16 protein-coding genes are annotated in these 21,279 nt (G+C 73.6%); 10 read left to right on the forward strand and 6 right to left on the reverse strand.

What is annotated here, in order from left to right; genetic code table 11:
• Positions 1-64 precede the first annotated feature (64 nt).
• Positions 65-1,687, reverse strand: coding sequence for a glycoside hydrolase family 13 protein (locus tag NT8_RS18145; protein ID WP_067970987.1), 1,623 nt, complete (start codon positions 1,685-1,687; stop codon positions 65-67).
• A gap of 339 nt (positions 1,688-2,026) precedes the next feature.
• On the opposite strand from NT8_RS18145, the gene NT8_RS18150 reads away from it, so the two are divergent.
• From NT8_RS18150 to NT8_RS18170, 5 genes are all read left to right on the forward strand, one after another.
• Positions 2,027-3,187: an acyl-CoA dehydrogenase family protein gene (locus tag NT8_RS18150; RefSeq protein ID WP_067970989.1), complete on the forward strand. Its 1,161-nt coding sequence runs from the start codon at positions 2,027-2,029 to the stop codon at positions 3,185-3,187.
• A 199-nt stretch (positions 3,188-3,386) separates the two neighbouring features.
• Positions 3,387-4,619 (forward strand): ABC transporter ATP-binding protein, encoded by a 1,233-nt coding sequence (locus NT8_RS18155; RefSeq protein ID WP_067970991.1) that lies wholly within the window; start codon positions 3,387-3,389, stop codon positions 4,617-4,619.
• Positions 4,612-5,913 (forward strand): ABC transporter substrate-binding protein, encoded by a 1,302-nt coding sequence (locus tag NT8_RS18160; protein WP_174549597.1) that lies wholly within the window; start codon positions 4,612-4,614, stop codon positions 5,911-5,913. The genes NT8_RS18155 and NT8_RS18160 overlap by 8 nt, the downstream gene beginning before the upstream one ends.
• Positions 5,914-5,930: 17 nt before the next feature.
• Positions 5,931-7,307, forward strand: a complete 1,377-nt coding sequence (locus tag NT8_RS18165) for an ABC transporter permease (protein ID WP_084469061.1) — start codon at positions 5,931-5,933, stop codon at positions 7,305-7,307.
• Positions 7,304-8,212 carry a carbohydrate ABC transporter permease gene (locus NT8_RS18170; protein ID WP_067970993.1) on the forward strand — a complete coding sequence of 303 codons (909 nt, stop codon included), beginning with the start codon at positions 7,304-7,306 and terminating at the stop codon, positions 8,210-8,212. The genes NT8_RS18165 and NT8_RS18170 overlap by 4 nt, the downstream gene beginning before the upstream one ends.
• Before the next feature lie 113 nt (positions 8,213-8,325).
• Here the strand turns inward: NT8_RS18170 and NT8_RS18175 are convergent, their stop codons facing one another.
• A complete protein-coding gene (locus NT8_RS18175; RefSeq protein WP_067970995.1) occupies positions 8,326-9,561 on the reverse strand; it encodes an ABC transporter ATP-binding protein in 1,236 nt (411 codons plus the stop codon).
• An 813-nt stretch (positions 9,562-10,374) separates the two neighbouring features.
• Between NT8_RS18175 and lnt the strand changes: the two genes are divergently transcribed.
• Both lnt and NT8_RS18185 read left to right on the forward strand, forming a co-directional pair.
• Positions 10,375-11,994: an apolipoprotein N-acyltransferase gene (gene lnt, locus NT8_RS18180; protein WP_394326585.1), complete on the forward strand. Its 1,620-nt coding sequence runs from the start codon at positions 10,375-10,377 to the stop codon at positions 11,992-11,994.
• 151 nt (positions 11,995-12,145) lie between these two features.
• A complete protein-coding gene (locus NT8_RS18185) occupies positions 12,146-12,667 on the forward strand; it encodes an FxsA family protein (RefSeq protein ID WP_067971000.1) in 522 nt (173 codons plus the stop codon).
• A 70-nt stretch (positions 12,668-12,737) separates the two neighbouring features.
• On the opposite strand, the gene NT8_RS18190 is transcribed toward NT8_RS18185, so the two are convergent.
• Entirely contained in the window at positions 12,738-12,911 is a 174-nt protein-coding gene (locus NT8_RS18190) for a DUF397 domain-containing protein (protein ID WP_067971002.1), read from the reverse strand.
• Entirely contained in the window at positions 12,904-13,671 is a 768-nt protein-coding gene (locus tag NT8_RS18195; RefSeq protein ID WP_084469062.1) for a helix-turn-helix domain-containing protein, read from the reverse strand. The genes NT8_RS18190 and NT8_RS18195 overlap by 8 nt, the downstream gene beginning before the upstream one ends.
• A 330-nt stretch (positions 13,672-14,001) precedes the next feature.
• Here NT8_RS18195 and NT8_RS18200 point away from each other — a divergent pair, with 330 nt between their 5' ends.
• Positions 14,002-14,283 carry a hypothetical protein gene (locus NT8_RS18200; RefSeq protein WP_157515877.1) on the forward strand — a complete coding sequence of 94 codons (282 nt, stop codon included), beginning with the start codon at positions 14,002-14,004 and terminating at the stop codon, positions 14,281-14,283.
• A gap of 96 nt (positions 14,284-14,379) precedes the next feature.
• Here NT8_RS18200 and NT8_RS18205 read toward each other — a convergent pair whose 3' ends face one another.
• Positions 14,380-15,282, reverse strand: coding sequence for a hypothetical protein (locus NT8_RS18205; RefSeq protein WP_067971008.1), 903 nt, complete (start codon positions 15,280-15,282; stop codon positions 14,380-14,382).
• 205 nt (positions 15,283-15,487) lie between these two features.
• Here NT8_RS18205 and NT8_RS18210 point away from each other — a divergent pair, with 205 nt between their 5' ends.
• Positions 15,488-16,276, forward strand: a complete 789-nt coding sequence (locus NT8_RS18210) for an HAD-IIA family hydrolase (protein WP_067971010.1) — start codon at positions 15,488-15,490, stop codon at positions 16,274-16,276.
• Between the two features lie 180 nt (positions 16,277-16,456).
• Here the strand turns inward: NT8_RS18210 and NT8_RS18215 are convergent, their stop codons facing one another.
• Complete coding sequence (locus tag NT8_RS18215) at positions 16,457-16,840, reverse strand: RNA polymerase-binding protein RbpA (protein ID WP_067971012.1); 384 nt, start codon at positions 16,838-16,840, stop codon at positions 16,457-16,459.
• A gap of 982 nt (positions 16,841-17,822) precedes the next feature.
• On the opposite strand from NT8_RS18215, the gene NT8_RS31310 reads away from it, so the two are divergent.
• Positions 17,823-20,828, forward strand: a complete 3,006-nt coding sequence (locus NT8_RS31310; RefSeq protein ID WP_067971013.1) for a helix-turn-helix transcriptional regulator — start codon at positions 17,823-17,825, stop codon at positions 20,826-20,828.
• The last annotated feature ends 451 nt before the right edge of the window (positions 20,829-21,279 follow it).

Raw genomic sequence — 21,279 nt, forward strand, 5'->3', positions numbered from 1 at the left:
CGCCCGCCCCGGCCCGCCCCGCGCCCCGCGCGCCGCGGGGCGGGCGCGCGGGACGGGAGCGGGGTCAGCGGCGCAGCCAGACGGTGGTGTCGCCGGGCAGGGTGCCCGACGCCACGTCGGCGCTGGCCACCACCACCTCGCCATCGGGCAGCGGCACCGGGTCGGGGCCGATGTTGGCGAGGACCAGCCAGTCGCCGCCCCGCCAGAACGCCAGCAGCCCGCCGTCGTCCAGCCGGTCGTCCCAGGCCATGAACCCGCCCGCCGCCAGCTCGCGGCGGGCGCGGATGGCGGTGCGGAACATCTCCAGGGTGGAGTCGGGCGCCCCGGTCTGCGCCTCGACCGACAGGTCGGCCCAGTCGCCGGGCTGCGGCAGCCACCCCTCGGCCGCGCCGAACCCCAGCGACGGCCCCGACTTCTCCCACGGGATGGGCACCCGGCAGCCGTCGCGGCCCTTGGCGGTGTGCCCGGTGCGCTCCCACTTGGGGTCCTGGAGGACCTCCGGGGGCAGGTCGGCGACCTCGGGCAGGCCCAGCTCCTCGCCCTGGTAGACGTAGCTTGAGCCGGGCAGGGCGAGTTCGAGCAGCGCGGCCGCGCGGGCCCGCCGCCGCCCCAGGTCGACGTCGCAGGGCGGCGCGGTGCCGCCGCTCAGCAGCCAGGACTCGCGGTCGGTGCCCGGCGGCAGGCCCAGCGCCGACACCGGGCGCACCACGTCGTGGTTGGACAGCACCCAGGTGGCGACCGTGCCGACGGAGGCGGCGTCGTTCATGCTGGCGTCGATGATCCGGCGGTAGGCGTCGGGGTCCCACGGGCAGAGCAGGAACTCGAAGTTGAACGCCTGGTGCAGCTCGTCGGGGCGCAGGTAGCGGGCGAGCCGGTCGCTGGGCAGCCACGCCTCGGCAACGGCCATGCGCGGCGGGTCGAAGGCGTCGAGCACCCGCCGCCACCCGCGGTAGACGTCGTGCACCCCGGGGCGGTCGAGGTAGGGGTGGTCGGGGTTGGCGGCGACCTCGTCCAGGCCGCTGCCGCCGCCCACCACGTCGCGCAGCGGCGGGCGCAGGTCCTTGACCAGGGCGGAGGCGACGTCGACGCGGAACCCGTCGACGCCCCGCCGGCACCAGAAGCGGAGGATGTCCAGGAACTCGGCGCGCACCCCGGGGTGGTCCCAGTCCAGGTCGGGCTGCTCGGGCGCGAACAGGTGGAGGTACCACTGGCCGTCGGGCACCCGGGTCCAGGCCGGGCCGCCGAACCGGGAGAGCCAGTTGCTGGGCGGCTCCCCGCCGCCGCGGCCCCGGCCGTCGCGGAACACGTAACGGGCGCGCGCCGGGTGGCCCGGGGGCGCCGCCAGCGCCTCCCGGAACCACGGGTGGGCGTCGGAGGTGTGGTTGGGGACGATGTCGATGATGACCCGCAGCCCGTGCCCGTGGGCGGCCGCCACCAGCGCGTCGAAGTCGTCCAGGGTGCCCAGCAGGGGGTCGACGCCGCGGAAGTCGGTGACGTCGTAGCCGCCGTCGGCCATGGGCGAGGGGTAGAAGGGCGACAGCCATACGGCGTCGGCGCCGAGCGCGGCGACGTGGTCGAGCCGGCGGGTGATGCCGGCGAGGTCGCCGACACCGTCGCCGTCGGCGTCGGCGAAGCTGCGCGGGTAGATCTGGTAGATGACGGCGTCGCGCCACCAGGGCTGAGTCATGGGGGTCCTCACCGAGGGCGGAGTCGGGGCGCGCCGGGGTGCGGCCGCGCGCTCACCGTTTCGGGGATGCTAAGCGCGGCGGGTGCGCCCGGCAACGCGCGGCGGGCCGCCCGGGGCGCCCGATACCGCTCCCACCTGCGGTGAGGCGGTGCGGGTGGCCGGAGGCGGCGGTGCCCGACCAGGCCGCCCGGTCCGGCGGTCCGGCGGGGGCCGGTCGGCGGGTGGCGCGGCGCGCGGGTCCCGGCCTGTCGCGCGTCCGGATGGTGGGATAAAGTGCCGTGCGTCACCAAGTACATGGACGTCCAACTAAATGCGGCGTCCGGCGCGGAAGGGGATGCCATGGCCGTGGCGCGCACGCTGCCCACCGACGAGGCCGCCGCCCTGATCGACCTGGTCCGCGACATCGCCGCCAAGGAGATCGCCCCCCGCGCCGCCGCCGACGAGGAGGCCGGCGCCTTCCCGCGCGACGTGTTCGCCCTCCTCGGCGGCGCCGGACTGCTCGGCCTGCCCTACCCCGCGCGCTACGGCGGCGGCGGTCAGCCCTACGAGGTCTACCTCCAGGTGGTCGAGGAGCTCGCCGGCGCCTGGCTGGCCGTCGGCCTCGGCCTCAGCGTGCACACGCTCGCCTGCTACCCCGTCGCCGCCCGCGGCGACGACGCCCAGCGCGACGCCCTGCTGCCCGCCATGCTCGGCGGCGACCTCCTCGGCGCCTACTGCCTCTCCGAGGCCCACTCCGGCTCCGACGCCGCCGCCCTGGCCACCACCGCCCGCGCCGACGGCGGCGGCTACGTGGTCGACGGCGCCAAGGCGTGGATCACCCACGGCGGGGTCGCCGACTTCTACACGCTGTTCGCCCGCACCGGCGGCCCCGGCCGGGACGGGATCTCCTGCCTGCACGTGCCCGCCGACACGCCGGGGGTCGCCGCCGACACCCCCGAGGACAAGATGGGCATGCGGTCCTCGCCCACCGCCGCCGTCCGGTTCGACGGGGCGCGGGTGGACGCCGCCGCCCGGGTGGGCGCCGAGGGGGAGGGGTTCCCCATCGCGCTGGCCGCGCTCGACTCCGGGCGCCTCGGGATCGCCGCGTGCGCCGTGGGGGTCGCCCAGGCGGCGCTCGACCTGGCGGTCGACCACGCCCGGAGCCGCCGGCAGTTCGGCCGCCCTGTCGGCGACTTCCAGGGGATCGGGTTCCTCCTGGCCGACATGGCCACGCGCATCTCGGCGGCGCGGGAACTCTACCTCTCCGCGGCGCGGCTGCGCGACTCCGGCCGCCCCTTCGGCACCCGGGCCGCCATGGCCAAGCTGCTCGCCACCGACGCCGCCATGGCGGTGACCACCGACGCCGTGCAGGTCCTCGGCGGGATGGGCTACACCAGCGACCTCCCGGCCGAACGGCTGATGCGCGAGGCGAAGGTGCTCCAGATCGTCGAGGGCACCAACCAGATCCAGCGGGTGGTCATCGCGCGCGATCTGCTGCGGGGCAGGGACGAAACGCCATGATCATCGACAAAGTTCCCAACGCCCTCGTACTAGCGGATACGAGTTCATAACAGGGTCATGGTCAACCTGTCGTCCCAGATCGTTCACTGGTACGAAATGTGCAAGAGTCAGTGGTGCGCGACACGTGTCGTGCACCACTGTCCTCATTGGTTGAACGTTCAACGGGCGAGAAGCCCGGCAATGGAGCCGGAGGCGAATCGTGGCGAAAGTCCGATTGGCAGGCGTCGGGAAGACATATCCCGACGGAACAAGCGCGGTGAACTCCCTTGATCTCGATATCGCGGACGGGGAGTTCCTCGTCCTAGTAGGGCCCTCGGGCTGCGGAAAGACCACCGCGTTGCGCATGGTGGCCGGCCTGGAGGAGATCTCCTCGGGCACCCTCACGATCGGCGACCGGGTGGTGAACCGCACCCCCGCCCGCGACCGCGACGTCGCCATGGTGTTCCAGAGCTACGCGCTCTACCCGCACCTGTCCGTGCGCGACAACATCGGGTTCGGGCTGCAGCTCCGCAAGGTCGCCAAGTCCGAGATCAACAAGCGCGTCGAGGAAGCGGCGCGCACCCTGGGGCTGTCGGAGCACCTCGACCGCAAGCCCCGCAACCTGTCCGGCGGCCAGCGGCAGCGCGTCGCCATGGGCCGGGCCATCGTCCGCAGCCCCCAGGCGTTCCTCATGGACGAGCCCCTGTCCAACCTCGACGCCAAGCTGCGCGTCCAGATGCGGGCCGAGATCTCCCGCATCCAGCGCGACCTCGGCGTCACCACCATCTACGTCACCCACGACCAGGTCGAGGCCATGACCCTCGGCGACCGGGTGGCCGTGATGAAGAAGGGCGTCCTCCAGCAGGTCGCGGCCCCCCAGGAGCTGTACGACCGGCCGGTCAACCTCTTCGTGGCCGGGTTCATCGGCTCCCCCGCCATGAACCTCCTCCAGGGCCGCCTCGCCGCCGACGGCGACGGCGCCCGCCTCACCCTCGGCGACCAGTACCTCTCGGTCCCCGCGTCGCTACTGGCCGAGCGCCCCCGCCTGCGGGAATATGTGAACCGGGACATCGCCGTGGGCATCCGGCCCGAGGACATGGAGGACGCCGAACTCGGCGACGGTGCCGAGGGCACCGTCCTGACATCGACCACCGAACTGGTCGAAGCGCTCGGTTCCGAGCTGCTCGTCCACTTCACCCTCGGCGCGCCCCCCGTGGTCACCGAGGACACCAAGGAGCTGGCGCGCGACGCCGGCGCCGACAACCTCGACGAGGGCAAGCGCTCCAGCGGCGTCATCGCCCGGTTCAGCCCCCGGTCCCGCACGACGATCGGCGCGGACGTCCGCGTCCGCGTCGACACCGGGCGGCTGTACTTCTTCGATCCCGTCTCGGGCGCGGGTATCTGGGAGGGCCCCGCCCCCGCTCACCAGCAGAAAGAGGAGACCCATGCCTGAGAGCACATGGAGAGGCCGCGGAGCGCTGGCCGTCGCCGCCGCCGGGGCGCTGCTCGCCACCGCCTGCAGCCCCGGTGCCGGGCCGGGCGGAGGGGGCGGTGAGCTGAGCGGCGTCGAGCTGCTCGTCGCCGCCAAGTGGACGGGCGTCGAGCAGGAGAACTTCGAGGAGGTGCTGGCCGCCTTCGAGCAGGAGACCGGCGCGACCGTCTCCTACGAGTCCACCGGTGAGGACACCGGCGCCTACCTCGGCCCCAAGATCGAGGCCGACGAGCCGCCGGACATCGCCATCCTGCCGCAGCCCGGCCTGGTCCAGGAGTACGCCGAGCAGGGCGCCCTGGTGCCCCTGGAGGGCGACGCCGCCACCGCGCTCGACGAGAACTACACCGACTACTGGCGCGAGCTCGGCTCGGTCGAGGGCGAGCCCTACGGCATCCTGCTCAAGGCCGCCCACAAGTCCATCATCTGGTACCGCCCCGACTCCTTCGAGGAGGCCGGGGTCGAGCCCCCCGCCACCTGGGACGACCTCACCGGGCAGACCGCCACCACCCTCTCCGACGCCGGCATCACGCCGTTCTCCATGTGCGGCGCCTCGGGGTGGACCCTCACGGACTGGTTCGAGAACGTCTACCTGTCCGAGGCCGGGCCGGAGAAGTACGACCAGCTCGTCGCGCACGAGATCCCCTGGACCGACGAGAGCGTCGCCGCCACCCTGGAGACCCTCGCCGAGGTCTGGGGCGAGGAGGACCTGCTCAACGGCGGCACCGACGGCGCCGTGCAGACCGACTTCCCCACCTGCGTGACCGACGTGTACGGCCAGGAGAGCGCCGCCATGGTGTTCGAGGCCGACTTCGTCGCGGCCAGCGCCCAGGAGGCCGGTGCCACCGTCGGCGAGGACGCCCTGGCGTTCCCCTTCCCGGCGGTCGGCGAGGAGGCCCCCGTGGTCGTCGGCGGTGACATCGCCGTCGGCATGAGCGAGAACGAGGGCGTGCAGGAGCTGCTCGCCTACCTCGCCTCGCCCGAGGCGCAGACCACCTGGGCCGGCCTGGGCGGCTACCTGTCCGCCAACTCCGCCGTGGAGCCCGAGGCCTACAGCGACGACTTCACCCAGCAGCTCGCGTCCACCATCCAGGAGGCCGGCGACAACGTCCGCTACGACCTCTCGGACCAGGTGCCCAGCCAGTTCGGCGCGACCGAGGGCCGCGGAATGTGGTCCATCCTGCAGGACTTCCTGCGCGACCCGTCCGACCCCGAGGCCGCCGCGGAGGAGCTGGAAGCCGCGGCGTCGGACTCCTAGACGAGAAGTGGAAATCCATGGCGACCACCGGTGAGCCGGCGGCCGTGCCCAGTACCGGCACGCCCGCTCCGGCCACGACCGAGGACGCCACCGCTACCACGGGGTCGGGCCGTCTCGGCCCGCCCCCGTGGCTGGCGCTGGTGTTCCTGCTTCCCGCGCTGCTGTTCCTCGGCGCGTACATGCTCTATCCGATCCTGTTCTCCATCTACCGCAGCCTCTGGGACGCCCTGGGCACCCAGTTCGTCGGTGTGCAGAACTACGTCGAGCTGTTCAGCAACCCCTCGACGTTCATCGCCCTGCGCAACAACGTCATCTGGGTCGTCGTCGCGCCGATCGTCGTCACGATCGCGGGGCTCATCTTCGCGGTGCTCACCGAGCGCATCCGCTGGGCGACGGCCTTCAAGGTCGTCGTCTTCATGCCCATGGCGATCTCCTTCCTCGCCTCGGGCGTGATCTTCCGACTCGTCTACGAGCAGGACCCCGAGCGCGGCCTGGCCAACGCCGTGATCACCACGGTGCAGGACACGTTCGCGCCCTCCGCCGCCTACCCCGACGCCCGGCCGCGACCCGACGCGCCGCTGGCCGAGGCCGAGGGCGGCGGCTTCGAGGTGGAGGGCGAGGTCGCCCCCGGCGACACCGTCCTCATCCCGCTGGTCGGCGTGCAGTCCGACGAACTGCCGGACGACGCCGAGACCGCCGTCGCGGCCGAGGGCGCCGACGGCACCGTCACCGGCACGGTGTGGCTCGACTTCACCCGCGGCGGCGGCGGCGAGGAAGGGGCGATCGACGGCTCCGAGGAGGGGCTGCCGGGGCTGGAGGTGCAGGCCGTCAGCGGCGGCGAGGTCGCCGCGACGACCCTCACCGCCCCCGACGGCACGTTCGCCTTCGAGGACCTCGGCGACGGCTCCTACACGCTCCGCCTGGCGCCGGCGAACTTCACCGAGCCCTACAACGGCGTGACCTGGCTGGGGCCGACCCTCATCACCCCGGCCATCATCGGCGCCTACCTGTGGGTATGGGCCGGGTTCGCGATGGTCCTCATCGCGGCCGGGCTGGCGGGTATCCCGCGCGACGCGCTGGAGGCGGCGCGCGTGGACGGCGCGACCGAGTGGCAGGTGTTCCGCAGGGTCACCGTGCCGCTGCTGTCGCCCGTGCTCATGGTCGTCTTCGTCACGCTGATGATCTACGTGCTGAAGATCTTCGACCTGGTGTTCATCATCGCCCCGGGCTCGGTGCAGCGCGACGCCAACGTGCTGGCCGTGGAGATGTGGCGGGTGTCCTTCGGGGGCGGCAACGACCAGGGGCTGGGCAGCGCGCTCGCGGTGTTCCTGCTGCTGCTGGTCGTGCCCGCGATGATCTTCCAGATCCGACGGTTCCGCCGGGAGAACTCATGAGCACCGCAGTGAAAGACACCGAGGCGCCGCCCGCACCCGGAGCCGGCACGCCGCACCGCTCGGTCGCGTCCCGGATCGTCGGCCGGATCGGGTCGGGCGCGGTCCAGGTCGTACTCCTGCTGATCGGCGTGTTCTGGCTGGTGCCCACCCTCGGGCTGTTCGTCTCCAGCCTGCGCTCGCCGCAGGACAACAGCGCGTCGGGGTGGTGGGCGGTGCTCACCGAGCCCTCCCAGATCACCCTGGAGAACTACGCCAACCTGCTCGACAACGCCGGGTTCGTGTCGTCGTTCTTCAACACCGTGCTCATCACGGTGCCGGCGACGCTGCTGATCGTGGTCATCGGGTCCCTCGCCGCCTACGCGTTCGCGTGGATGGAGTTCCCGGGCCGCGACTGGCTGTTCCTGCTCGTGGTCGGGCTGCTCGTGGTGCCGCTCCAGGTGGCGCTGGTGCCCATCGCGCAGCTCTACGGCGGGGTCGGCATCTACGGGTCGATCCTGGGCGTGGTGCTGTTCCACGTCGGCTACGGCCTGCCGTTCGCCATCTTCCTGCTGCGCAACTTCTTCGCGGCGATCCCCCGGGACCTGCTGGAGGCGGCGCGGATGGACGGCGGCAAGGAGTTCACCATCTTCCGCCGGGTGATCCTGCCGCTGGGCGGGCCGGCCATCGCGTCGCTGGCGATCTTCCAGTTCCTCTGGGTCTGGAACGACCTGCTGGTGGCCATGGTGTTCGCCGACGCGGCCAACCAGCCGATGACGAAGGCGCTGCAGTCGGAGATGCGGCAGTTCGGCGCGAACATCGACGTGATCTCCGCAGGGGCGTTCCTGTCGATGCTGGTGCCGCTGATCGTGTTCTTCGCGTTCCAGCGGTACTTCGTGCAGGGCATGATGGGCGGCGCCGTGAAGTAGCGGCCGCCGCCGTGTAGGGAGCACCCGCCGCACCGGTGTCCGCGGGCGCCCGGTGCGGCGGTGAGGGGCCCGGTCCGATCTCGGACCGGGCCCCTCGCGCGTGCGCGGGCGGGTCAGCCGGTGACGACCGCCGGGGTGTTCTGCGGGTGGCCGATGGCCAGGCCGCTCACCTTGTCGAAGTAGTGCAGCTGGGTGACGTCGACCGCCAGCTTCACCGTGCCGCCGGGGCGGACCTGGCTGCGCGGGTTGACCCGCGCGGTGAACAGCGACTTGTCGCCCGACAGCGGCAGGGCGGCCTCGGCGTCCTCGCCGTCGCCCGCGGCGTCGGCGGCGAGCGCGGCGGCGTCGTCGTGCTTCACGGGCGGGGCGTTGACCGAGAAGATGACGTTGATCTCGGTGCCCAGCTCCTCGGTGACGTCGGCCTTGACGTCCATGGTGGCAGCGTCGTGCGACGACAGGGCCGCGTCCTCGAAGTCGGAGGGGCGGATGCCCAGGATGATCGACCGGCCGATGTGGTCGCGCAGGCCGGGGCGGGCGTCGACGTCGGCGGCCGACACGCGCAGGGCGTGCTCGGCGAACTTCAGCACCGCGCCCTGGCCGTCCTGCTCCAGGTCGGCGTTGATGAAGTTCATGGCGGGCGAGCCGATGAACCCGGCGACGAACAGGTTGATCGGGTTGTCGAACAGGTTCTTCGGCGTGTCGACCTGCTGGAGGCGGCCGTCGCGCAGCACCGCGACGCGGTCGCCCAGGGTCATGGCCTCGATCTGGTCGTGGGTGACGTAGACCGTGGTGACGCCCAGCCGGTCGTGCAGCTGGTTCAGCGAGGCGCGCATCTGCACGCGGAGCTTGGCGTCGAGGTTGGACAGCGGCTCGTCCATGAGGAACGCCTGCGGCTCGCGGACGATCGCGCGGCCCATGGCGACACGCTGGCGCTGGCCGCCGGACAGCGCGGCGGGCTTGCGCTTGAGGTAGGGCTCCAGGCCGAGCATCGCCGCCGCCTCCTTGACCCGCTTCTCGATCTCGGGCTTGGCGATCTTGCGCAGCTTCAAGCCGAAGGCCAGGTTCTGCTCGACCGTCATGTGCGGGTAGAGCGCGTAGTTCTGGAAGACCATGGCGATGTCGCGGTCCTTGGGCGGGCGGTCGTTGACGACCTCGTCACCGATGCGCAGCTCGCCGTCGGTGATCTCCTCCAGTCCGGCGATCATCCGCAGGGCCGTGGACTTGCCGCAGCCGGACGGGCCGACGAGCACCATGAACTCGCCGTCGTTGATCTCCAGATTGAGGCTGTCGACGGCCTTCACGCCGCCGGAGTACACCTTGTCGACCTTGTCGAGGACGATCTTCGCCATGGGGTACGGCTCCCGTGTCACCGCGCCCGCCCGAAGGACCGGACGCTTCGTTCGATGATCGATTCGTTTCGATCTGCTCAGAACATCGAACACCAACGATGGCTTTCTGTCGAGACTCCGGGCGGTTCCGATCCGATCCCGTCCGCCGGCCCCGCGTCGATCGTGACGTTGCCGTGTCATGGAAGCGCTCCCGATTTCCGACAGCGCCACGATCAACGAGGCCGGGGAGGGGCCGGGCATGCGGAGACACCCCCGGCGGCCACGGCGGGCGGGGCCACGGCGCCGGGGGGAACCCCCTGTTTCCCGTCAACCCGCACCGAGGAGGCCCGCGCCAGTGGGACCGCGCGCGTGTGGACGACCGCGCGCGGGGCGGACGGGCGGCTGACTGGCATGTCGCAGGCGGGTGCGTTAGCCTGGCGGCGGTTATCCGGACCCGGCCGCCACCGCGGCCCCGGCGGGTGTGCGCGGCCGCTCCAGAGGCGGCCCGACACGTGGACCGGGGGTTGCGGCGCGGGGCCGTCAGGCTCGGTAATCTACTGCCCAGTCCAGCACTGGACGGACCGGTCGAGCGGTCCGGTCCTTGTCCCTCCGGACGTCGCACCACGCACCAGGTGCGGTCGGAGGTGGGGGAAGGTCCGGGGTTCCGCGACCGGGCGGGGGGTTGGACCCGGAAAAGGCCCGAACATCCAGTAGACAACGGTCTCCGCGCTCGCCGCCGACGAGACGGTGCCGGTCCGAAGGGTGGTCTCGGGCCTTTTCCGCGTCCCCCCATAACCCCCTCCTTCATCACGAGAGCGAGCGTGCGTGGAAGCCGTGGACGCCCCGCCGGACACCGCCGGACCGCGCACCGGCACCACCCCGTCGACCCGACCCGCCGGACCGCCGACCGCCCTGCGGGCGCTCGCCGCCGCCGCCTCCGGCCTCGCCCAGCTGCTCGCCCTGCCGCCCTACGGGCTGTGGTGGCTCGGCCCGCTCAGCGCCGCCCTGCTCGCCTACGCCGTCCTGGGCGCCCGCGCCCGCCGCGCCGCCTGGCTGGGGCTCGTCGCGGGCGCCGCCCTGATGGTCCCGCTGCTGCGCTGGCAGGACGTGTTCGGCGTCGACGTCTGGCTCGTCATCGCCGCCGCCGAGACCGTCTACTACGCGCCCATGGCGATCGCCCTCGCCTGCGTCCTGCGGCTGCCCGGGTGGCCCGTGTGGACCGCCGCCGTGTGGGTGCTCCAGGAGGCCGTGCGCGCCCGGTTCCCCCTCGGGGGCTTCCCGTGGGGCAAGCTCGCCTACGCCCAGCCCGACACGCCGTTCACCGGCTTCGCCGCGTGGGGCTCCTCCGCGCTGGCGACCTTCGCCGTCGCCCTGGCGGGCGGGCTGCTGCTGTGGGGCGTCCTGCGCGTCGCCCGCGCCCCCCGCACCGCCCTGCTGCCCGTCGCGGGCGCCGCCGCCGGGCTGGCCGCCCTCGTGGGCACCGGCGTCGCCGCGCCGGCCGTGGGGGCGCCCCAGACCGACCACACGGCCACCGTCGCCCTCGTCCAGGGCAACGTGCCCGGCGTGGGCCGCATGGACATCCTCGGCGAGCGCATGCAGGTGCTGCGCAACCACGTCGACGGGGTGCACGAGCTCGCCGACCGGGTCGACGCGGGCGAGATCCCTCAGCCCGACCTCGTCGTGCTGCCCGAGAACGCCAGCGACATCGACACCTACACCGACCCCGAGGCCGCCGCGCTGGTCGACGCGGCCGCCCGCGACATCGGCGCTCCGCTGCTCATCGGCGTCACCCGCTACAGCGACGACGGCACCGAGCGGGAGATCCGCTCCGTCGTGTGGGACCCCGAGGACGGGGCGGGCGAGCACTACACCAAGCGCTACCTCGTGCCCTTCGGCGAGTACATCCCGTTCCGCGATTTCTTCACCCGGTTCGTCGCCCGGCTGGAGCAGATCGGCAGCGACGCCGTCCCCGGCACCGAGCCGGGCGCCCTCGACATGGGCGGCACGACCGTGGCGGCCGCGATCTGCTTCGACATCGCCTTCGACGCGCCGGTGCGCGAGTCGGTCGCGGCGGGCGGGCAGCTCATCGTGGTGCCGACCAACAACGCGAACTACAACTTCACCGGCCAGTCCGACCAGCAGCTCGCCATCACGCAGCTGCGCGCGGTCGAGCACGGCCGGCCCGCCGTGGTCGCCTCCACCAGCGGGATCAGCGCCGTGGTCGCGGCCGACGGGTCGGTCGACTACCGCTCGCCCGAGGCCGAGGCGGCCGTGCACACGGCCGAACTGCCCGCGATGACCGGCACCACCCCGGCCACCCGCCTGGGCGCCCTGCCCGAGGCCGCCCTGAGCGCGGTGGCGGCCGTCGCGGTCGGGGCGGCGGTCGTCCTGCGCCGCCGCTCCGCCGCCCGCTCCGCGTCCGCCACGGCGCCCGCTGAGGGGCCGTCGGCCTGACGCCGGAGGCCGCGGCGGGGGAGCGGGCGGCGGGAGCGGCCGCGTGCTGCGGGCCCACCGCCCGCGCACGGGTTCGACGGGGGAGGGGAACGTTCGCGCGCCGCTAGGCGTTCAGCTGTACGGGACCACGCGACACCTAGGGACGGAGCCCATGCCGCTGCTGATCGTTCTCGCGCTGCTGGCGCTGCCCTTCGTCGAGCTGTGGCTGTTGATCCTGGTCGGTCAGCAGATCGGGGTGGCCGGGACCATCGCCGCGCTGTTCGCGCTGAGCGCCATCGGGGTGTTCGTACTCCGCCGGGCCGGCACCAAGGCGTTCCGAGAGGCGGACGCCGCCATGCGCACGGGACAGGCGCCGCGCCGCGACATCATCGACACGCTCATGGTGATGGTCGGCGGCATCCTGTTGATCATCCCGGGCTTCCTCACCGGGCTGCTGGGCGCGCTGATGGCGCTGCCGTTCACCCGGCCGGCGCTGCGCTGGGCGTTCTCCGGCTGGGCCGAGCGGCGCATGAAGCGCATGCGCGAACGCGCCGAGGCCGAGTTCGCCACCCTGGGCGTGCAGGTGCCGGGCCAGCCGCCGGGCGCACCGGGCGGCGGCCGCGTCATCCGGGGCCACATCGTGGACGACGACCCCGACCCCGGCACCACGAACCCGCCGGCCACCCGAGCCTGAGACGGCGAAAGCCCCCGAGGTGTGACCTCGGGGGCTTTCTGGTGCCGCCTACGGAAATGACAAGATCAACCTACAGCTCCTCGACCCCTGCCAAGAACGCCTGCCATGCGTCACCCGGGAACGCCAGATGCCCGGCACCACGGTTCTGCGTGTCCCGGACCTGCACCGCGTTGTCGGCAACGCGCGCCTCTAGGCAGTCTCCACCCGCCGTGCTGTAGCTCGACTTCGCCCACTGGTCATTCATTGGCTTCCTCAATCCATCGACGCGACTTGTCGGGGTCCACGCCCCGCGCCTGCAACGCGTTCGCTACTGCGACGAAACGCGCAACCTCCGCCGGATGATCCACGATCGCGCCACCGACCGCCGACTCAGCGAACACGACGTTCGGCCGGTCCTCCAGCCCGATGAGGCGAAAGGGGCCGACCGCCGCCGCGAGGTGCTGATCCCCCGGCAATACCTGAACCGTCATCGATGCCGATTCTGCCAGGGCTAGGACATGATCCAGCGACCCGGGGTGGATCGAGCGTGCAGAGCGGATGACATGGTCGGGCACGAGGACGCTAATCCTCGGGCCATCGGCTCGCAACAGGTGCTCCTGCCGCCGCATCCGCCGTTCCACAATCGCTTCCACCGCTTCTTCGTTGTCCAAGGGGCGCCCCATACGTACGACCGCGCGCACGTAGTCGGGGGATTGAAGGACGCCCGGCAGTAGGAACGGCTGAACGGCTCGAATCTCGAACGCCCGGTCCTCGACATCCGCCACCTGCTGAAGCCACTCCGGTTCGGCCTGGCGTTTCCGCTGTTCCGCCCACCGGCGAACGAGTAGCCCGCCCGCGCCGAGAGCTTCGTCTAAAGCCTCGATCTGCGCGCGGTGGCCTTTGCGACGTCCAGTGACGAGTGCTGAGATCTGCGACGGCGACCAGCCCACAGCGGATGCAAGCTGAGCCTGGTTCATGCCCGCGATCTCAATTTGTGCCCTCAGTGTTTCTCCGAAAGTCGCCATGAGAGCAAGTGTCTTCGAAGCGGCTACAACAATGCACGGAAACGCCTGATCGCGACGAACATGTAGCGATTAAGGCAGGTCACGGGCGCGTACTCGATGCTGAGCATGACAGAGCCCCGCGACCGTTAGTGGCGGTCCGGGGCCGTGGCCACGCAGCATGGGAGTGCTGATGACAAAGCCGACTGTAGTGCAATCGCGGCGGCGGGTTCGCCCTTTCCTCTGTGATCTGGAGAGGAAACGGCATATCGCCCAAATAGAACGCGCCGCCCTTCTGGTGGCCGGCGTCCGGGCCGCTCTCGTCATCGCGAACGAGGGGTGGTCATGGAGGCGGTGAGCGAACTGTCCGTCTCCGGACTCCAGTGCTGGGCGGAGCGGCACGACCGGCCGGTCCGCGAGGCGCCCGCCGACGCCACCGGCGACGGCGACCGGATCTTCTTCTGCCATCGCGGCCCGCTCACCGTCTTCACCCGCGTCCCGGCCGAGGACCTGCCCGACTTCCGGCTCTGGCAGGCGCGCCGGGCCCGCGCCTTCCTCGCCCGGTTCACCGAGGCCGAGCTGGTGGGCGAGTCCTCGGCCGCCCGGACCTTCCGCACCGGCGAAGAGAGGAGGTGATCGATAGGACCGTTCCGCAGAGTGGGAGATGACGTGGGCGAGCGGCCCCGGGCGGAGAGAACCCGGGGTCGCTCCACGTATGGCGCGGGTCGCCGGTCAGCTCCGGCCGGAGCGGAAGGCGCGGCTCGCCGCCCGGAAGCGATCGGACAGCTTCGGGCGGGCCCCGGTGTTCGCGGACGTGTCGGGTCGCGGCGCGGTCCGGAGTGTCGCGGGGCTCATCCTCGGCCCCTCCGGGGTGGGCCGCTGCGGCGGCGCGGGCTCCGGTGACGCCGCGACCGGGGCGTCCGGCGCCGACACCGCCGGGTCGGCCGCCGGCTCCGGCGTGGCCGCGACCGGGGCCACCGGTTCCGGCGCCGTCTCCGGGGTCGCCGGCTCCGGCACCGCCCTGGCCTGCCTCGCCGGTTCCGGCGCCGCGTCCGTGTCGGTGCGGGCCTCGGCGGCTGTGTCGGCGGCGGGGGCCGGCTCGGGGGCGGGGGCGGTCAGGCCGAGGTAGTCGGCGACGCCCCGGAGGCCGGTCTGCTCGGTCAGCCACGCGCCGAACTCCGCCCGCGCGTCCGGCCTGCGCTCGGCATGGCCGTCCCGCACCTTGAACGCCGTCTCCGCCAGCTCGGCGAAGGTGGCCCGAGCCGACCAGAAGGGGGTGTTGTTCCAGTCGGGCTCCCGGTCGCCGAGGCGGACCCGCGTCATCCGGCTGACCCCCGGCTGGTCGAAGAGCACGCTCCCTGCGTCGGAGTAGGCGACCCGCCCCGCGCGGGGACCCCGGAAGGCGCCCATGGTGTTGTCCAAGGCGCCGAGCCGTCCGGCCTCCTGCTCGAACCGCTCCAGCGTCTCCATGGGCGGGACGGCCACGACCTCTTCCCGGAAGCCCGTCCCCGGCAGGTAGGTGTTCAGCAGCATCCGCTCGGTACCGGGTCGGTAGACCGCCGCCCAATCATGGAGGAAGGGTTGGCCGACGTAGAAGAACATGTCGTAGGAGGGGTCGTGGTGCTCGTCGGACATGGCGTTCCATTCCATGATCGATGCGGTGATGCGCCATGATCCACCAATGGTGGCCCTCACCGCGACCTCGCGGGGCGTCGGCCGCGCCGGCGTCAGCGCCCGCCCCGCGCCGGCTGTGCGGCACGCCGCGCGGGCCGGTGGTGCGACCGGGGGTGAAACACGGGACAATCGGGCCGTGAGCAACGAATCGCGGTGGAACTACCTCATGGACATGGACGGGGTCCTCGTACGCGAGGAGCACCTCGTCCCGGGAGCCGACGCCTTCGTCGCGGAGCTGCGCGACAACGGCATCGGCTTCATGGTGCTGACCAACAACTCGATCTACACCCCGCGCGACCTTCGGGCGCGGCTGCTGCGGACCGGGCTGGACATCCCCGAGGAGTCCATCTGGACCTCGGCGCTGGCCACCGCCCGGTTCCTGGAGGAGCAGCGCCCCAACGGGTCGGCCTACGTCGTGGGGGAGTCGGGGCTGACCACCGCGCTGCACAACATCGGGTACGTGCTGACCGAGCGCGACCCCGACTACGTCGTCCTCGGCGAGACCCGCACCTACAGCTTCGAGGCCATCACCCGCGCCATCCGGCTGGTCGAGGGCGGGGCGCGCTTCATCGCCACCAACCCCGACGAGAAGGGCCCCAGCCGCGAGGGCTCGCTGCCCGCCACCGGCGCGGTGGCGGCGCTGATCGAGCGCGCCACGGGGCACGCCCCCTACTACGTCGGCAAGCCCAACCCGCTGATGATGCGGTCCGCGCTGCGGGCGCTGGGCGCCCACTCCGAGTCGACCCTGATGATCGGCGACCGCATGGACACCGACGTGCGCTCGGGGCTGGAGGCGGGACTGCAGACCGTCCTCGTGCTGTCCGGCATCTCCGGCCGCGAGACCGCCGAGCGGTTCCCCTACCGCCCCACCCGCATCATGGGTTCGGTGGCCGACCTCGTCGGCCGCACGCTCGACCCGTTCGGCGGCGAGGAGCCCGGCGGCACGCCCGGCTGAGCGGGGGAGGCGCGGCCGGGCGCCGACCGCGCCGACCGCGCCGACCGCGCCGACCGCGTCGGCCGTGCTGGCCGCGCCGACCGTGCTGGCCGCGCCGACCCTGGACGCACCGACCCTGGACGCACCGACGCCGGAGGGCGGCGGCCGATAGTCGGCCGCCGCCCTCCGGCGTCGGGTGGGTCAGGCGCTGCGGCGCTGCCGGGCCAGGGCCTGCATGTGCTCCTCCTCCTCGCGGCGGCGGGAGCGGAGGAGTTCGAGCCGCTCGGCGAGGACCTCTTCGAGGTCCTCCATGCTCCGGCGCTCCAGCAGCATGTCCCAGTGGGTGCGCGCGGGCTTGGCCTTCTTCTCCTGCGGCCGCTCGCCGTCGACCATCAGGGCGGTGTCGCCGCAGAACCGGCACTCCCAGTTGCCCGGAATCTCCGCCTCGGTGGCGAAGGTGACGGAGAAGCGATGGCCCCGAGGGCAGTCGTAGGTGACCTCTTGGCGCGGTGCCAGATCGGTGTTGCGGTCGTTCTCGTAGCTGGTCGCCCCGAGTCGTGTGCCGCGAAGTGCTCGCTCGGCCATCGTGTGCGTGCCTCCAGGCGCTCTTGCGGTCTTCGTGGGTGTAACGCGTCAGTCCGTGTCAAGATTCCCCGCACGTCGGTGATCCAACCGTGCGATAATGTTCGGCCATCCGTGACCGGAGCGCGTCGCGCCGCGCTCCGTCCGATCCCTCCCCGCGCCCGCCGGGATTGCGTCGCTCCCGCGTCCGTGCAGGTCAAGCCATTTTTGCGGCCTCTTTGCCGCGTGCTGGCCGAACGAAGGAACGGGCGTATTAGGAAGCCTTCCTCATTGCCTCTTCTTTGAAACAACGGCGGCATATCCTCGGATTCCACTGCGCCCGGCGCGTTCCCCGCAGGGACTCCACGCCATCGCATCGTTACCGCCGACGCGGTCGTGGGGCACCACGTCCGGACGTCGACGTGGACGGCGCGCGGGGAACGGCCTCGCGCGCTCCCACCGGCCCGAGTCGACGCCCGCCAGGGGAGACGTCCGCAGGCGCGGGGCGTCCGCCGCCTTCGCGCTGCCCACGCCGCCCACGCCGCCCACGGCGCCCGGGTCGAAGGCCGCCTGGCATCGGATGGCCTGGACTGGGACTCGGCCCGTATCGGGGGCGGCGCCGTGGCCGTCGTCGGCGCCGGTCCCGCCGTCGTCGCTGACGCGGACAGGCGGATGTCGTTCACCCGGGGGCCCGACCTGCGGCCGGTTCCCGACCGGCCAGGGGACCTCTCCGGCCACCAACCTCTGGTGTTGGGGGCGCCTCCGGCCGGGACCGGCGGCCGGACGGCCTCGCGCCCGCCGGGGGCCTGCCCACCAGGGCGAACGGCCCAACGGCCGACACCGTTCCGTCCGCCCTCACGTGCGCCCCGCCGTCCCGCCGCCGAACGCCTACCCGGAAGCGCGGACGGAGGCGTCCGCCGCCGATCGCCGGCGCCCTGCGGCCGCCGACGGCGCGGGCGGGGTAAAGCCGGTGCGGCACCGGGGGAGATCCCGGCATACTGGCCATATGGGTCTGTTCGGGGTCAGTCAGGTGTTCGTCGGGCGGGAGGAAGAGGCCCGCCTCCTCGCGGAGCACGCGCGGCGGGCCCGCACCGAGGCCGCCGCGACCCTCCTCCTCGGCGGCGAGGCCGGCGTGGGCAAGACCCGGCTGCTGGAGGAGTTCGCCGCCGACTCCGGCAACGGGCTCGTCGCCGCCGGCGGCTGCCTGGAACTCGGCGTCGACGGCCTGCCGTTCGCCCCGTTCGTCACCGTCCTGCGCCGCCTGCTCCGCGACCTCGGCCCCGAGCGGTTCGCCGCCGCAGCGGGCAGCCCGTCCGAGATCGCCCGCCTGCTGCCCGAACTCGGCCCGCCCCCCGAGGAGCGCCCCGAGGCCCGCGGCCGCCTGTTCGAACAGGTCCTGCGGCTGCTGTCCGCCGCCGCCGAACCCGCCGGGCTCACCGTCGTCCTGGACGACCTGCACTGGGCCGACTCCGCCACCCGGCATCTGCTGGTCTTCCTCGTCCGCAACCTCGACACCGCCCGCGTGCAGATGCTCGCCGGATACCGCACCGACGACCTGCGCCCCACCCACCCCCTGCGGCGGCTGCTGCCCGAGCTGGAGCGCCTGCCCGCGGTCACCCACCTCCAACTGCGCCCGCTCACCCCCGAGCAGGTCGCCGCCCAGGCCCGCGCCATCCGCGGCACCGAACTCCCCGCCGAGGAGATGCGGCTGCTCTACGCGCGCACCGCGGGCAACCCGCTGTTCGTGGAGTCCTTCCTGGAGCAGCCCGAGGTCGACGCCTGCGCCGTGCCCGAGCGCCCGCGCGAACTCCTCCTCGGGCCGCTGCGCACCCTGGGCGACGACGCCCGCGAGGTCGCCGCCGTCGTCTCGACCGGCGGCAGCGGGGGGCGGCGCGTCGAGCACCGCCTCCTCGCCCGCGTCGCCGGCCTCGACGAGGACCGGCTGGAGGCCGCCCTGCGGGACCTGGTCGACGCCAACCTGCTGCGCGTCGAGGAGTCCGGGTACCGGTTCCGGCACGCCCTGCTGCGCGAGGCCGTGCACGCCGAGATCCTGCCCGGCCGGCACGCCCGCCTGCACCTCGCCTACGCCACCGCCCTGGAGGAGGACCCCTCCGCCCACCCGGGCGCCGGCGCGGACGCCGAACTCGCCCACCACTACCACGAGGCCCACGAGCGGCCCCGCGCCCTCAGCGCCGCGTGGCGGGCCGCCCGCCGCGCCCACGAGTCCTACGGCTACGACGAGCAACTGCGCATGCTGGAGCGGGTCATCGACCTGTGGGACCAGGTGCCCGACGCCGAGGAGCGCGTCGGCGCCGAACTCGCCGACGTCCTCGAAGAGGCGTCGGAGGCCGCCATCGACAGCGGCGAGACCAGTCGCGGCCTCGCCCTCGCCGAGCAGGGCCTGCGGGTGCTGCCCGACACCGACGACGCCCCCACCGCCACCCGCCGCGCCCTGCTGCTGCGCCGCCGCGGCCAGGCCCGCCGCGACCTGGACGACGGCGACGCACTGGCCGACCTGCGCGCCTCGGCCCGGGTGCTGCCCGCCGACAGCCCGCACCGCCCGTCCGTGCTCGCCACCCTCGCCGGCGAACTCGCGCTGTGGGGCCGCTTCGAGGAGGCGGCCGAGACCGCCGAGACCGCCATGGCCGAGGCCCGCGCCAGCGGCGACGAGGACCTCTACGCCTGCGCCCGGATGCAGCGGGCCTCCATCCGGCGCCCGCCCGGCGGCGCGCACTGGCCGCACACGTCCACCGAGATGCACGCCCGCATCACCCTCGCCTCGATGGACAGCCACCTCGGGCACACCGACCCCGCCCTGCGCGAGATCGAGGCGGTCCTGGAGCGCGCCCGCGCCGTCGGCGACCCCACCACCGAGACCCGCGCCACCGCCCTGCGCGTCGCCCTGCTGTGGGAGGGCGGGCGCGCCGCCGAGGCGGTCGCGACCGGCCGGGCGGGGCTGGAGCGCGCCCGCGACCTCAGCACGGTGCGCACCTTCGGCACCCTGGTCGCCGTCAACCTGGCCGAGGCGCTGTACTACGTGGGCGAGTTCGCCGAGTGCCGCGGCGTCGCCGGGCGCGCCCTGTCGTGGAACCCCATGCTGCTGTACCGGCTCAACCTGCACGCCCGGCGCGGCCTGGCGGCCATCGCCATGGGCGACCTCGACGCCGCCCGCGACGACCAGCGCCGGCAGCGGGACGCCGGGAGCCGCCTCACCCACACCCAGGACGAACTCCCCGCCGCCCTGCTCGACCTCGAACTGGTCCTGGCCGACGCCGACGCCGACGCGGCGGTCCGCACCGCCCGCGCCCTCCTCGACGACGGGCGGGTCGAGACCTGGCCGCCCTACGGCTGGCACGTGCTGGAAGCGGCCGCCCGCGCCCTGCGCGCCGGCCGCGCGGCGGGCGCCGACGGCACCGGGCCGCTCCGCACCGGCATCGCCCGCGCGTACGACCGGATGCGCGCGGTCGGGCCCGCGCAGGCGGCGTTCCGCTCCACCATCCGCGCCCACCTGGCCGACACCGCCACCCCCGACGAGGACCCCGGCGTCGACGCGCGCGCGGCGTGGCGGGCCGCCGTCGCCGACTGGCGCGCCGCCGAGGACCCCTACCAGCGCGCCCGCGCGCTGCTGTACGGCGCCGAGGCCGACGCCGCCGACGGCGACCGGGCGGCCGCCACCGCCGCGGTGCGGGAGGCCGCGGGGCTGGCCGACGGCTGCGGCGCCGCCCCGCTGCGGCTGCGCTGCGCCGACCTGGCGCGGCGGCTGGGCACCACCCTCGACGGCTCCACCCCCGGGGCCGCCGCCGGGCCCGGCGCCCCGCCGGGCGGGCTCACCCCGCGCGAGACCGAGGTGCTGCGGCTGGTCGCCCACGGGCGCACCAACGCCCAGATCGCCGAGAAGCTGTTCATCTCGGCCAAGACGGCGAGCGTGCACGTCTCGAACATCCTCGCCAAGCTCGGCGTCCCCAACCGCGCCACCGCCGCCGCCCGCGCCCGCTCCCTCGGCCTGGACTGACGTCCAACGCTGCCCATCCGCCCCTTGACCTGGACCGCCCGGCGCGCCGACCGCCCCAGGGCCGGCCTCCCGGCCCGCCCGCCCGGCGCCGCCCACCGACCACCCGGGGCCGACCCCTCGGCCACCCCTCCCCGGCGCCGCACACCGACTGGGGCCACGCGGCGCGCCGACCGCCCCTGGGTCGGTTCTTCGGCCCGGCCCTCCGGTGCCGCGCACCGTCCGCCCGCGTCCGGTCTGTCGGTCCGCCCTGCTCGGCGCCGCGCGCCGACCGCCCCTGTGTCGGTGCTTCGGCCCGGCCGCCCGGGGCCGGACCCTCGGACCGCCCTGCCCCCGACGCGTTGGCCGCCACGGGGCGGTGCCTTGGCCCGGCCCGCCCGGCGCGGCGCACCGGCCGCCCCGGGGCCGGTCTGTCGGTCCGCCCGACCCGGCGCCGCCTCCCGGGTCGCCCGCG

Origin of the sequence: Nocardiopsis trehalosi NBRC 14201 (genome assembly GCF_001552555.1) — a bacterium.
Taxonomy (GTDB): Bacteria; Actinomycetota; Actinomycetes; order Streptosporangiales; family Streptosporangiaceae; genus Nocardiopsis_B; species Nocardiopsis_B trehalosi.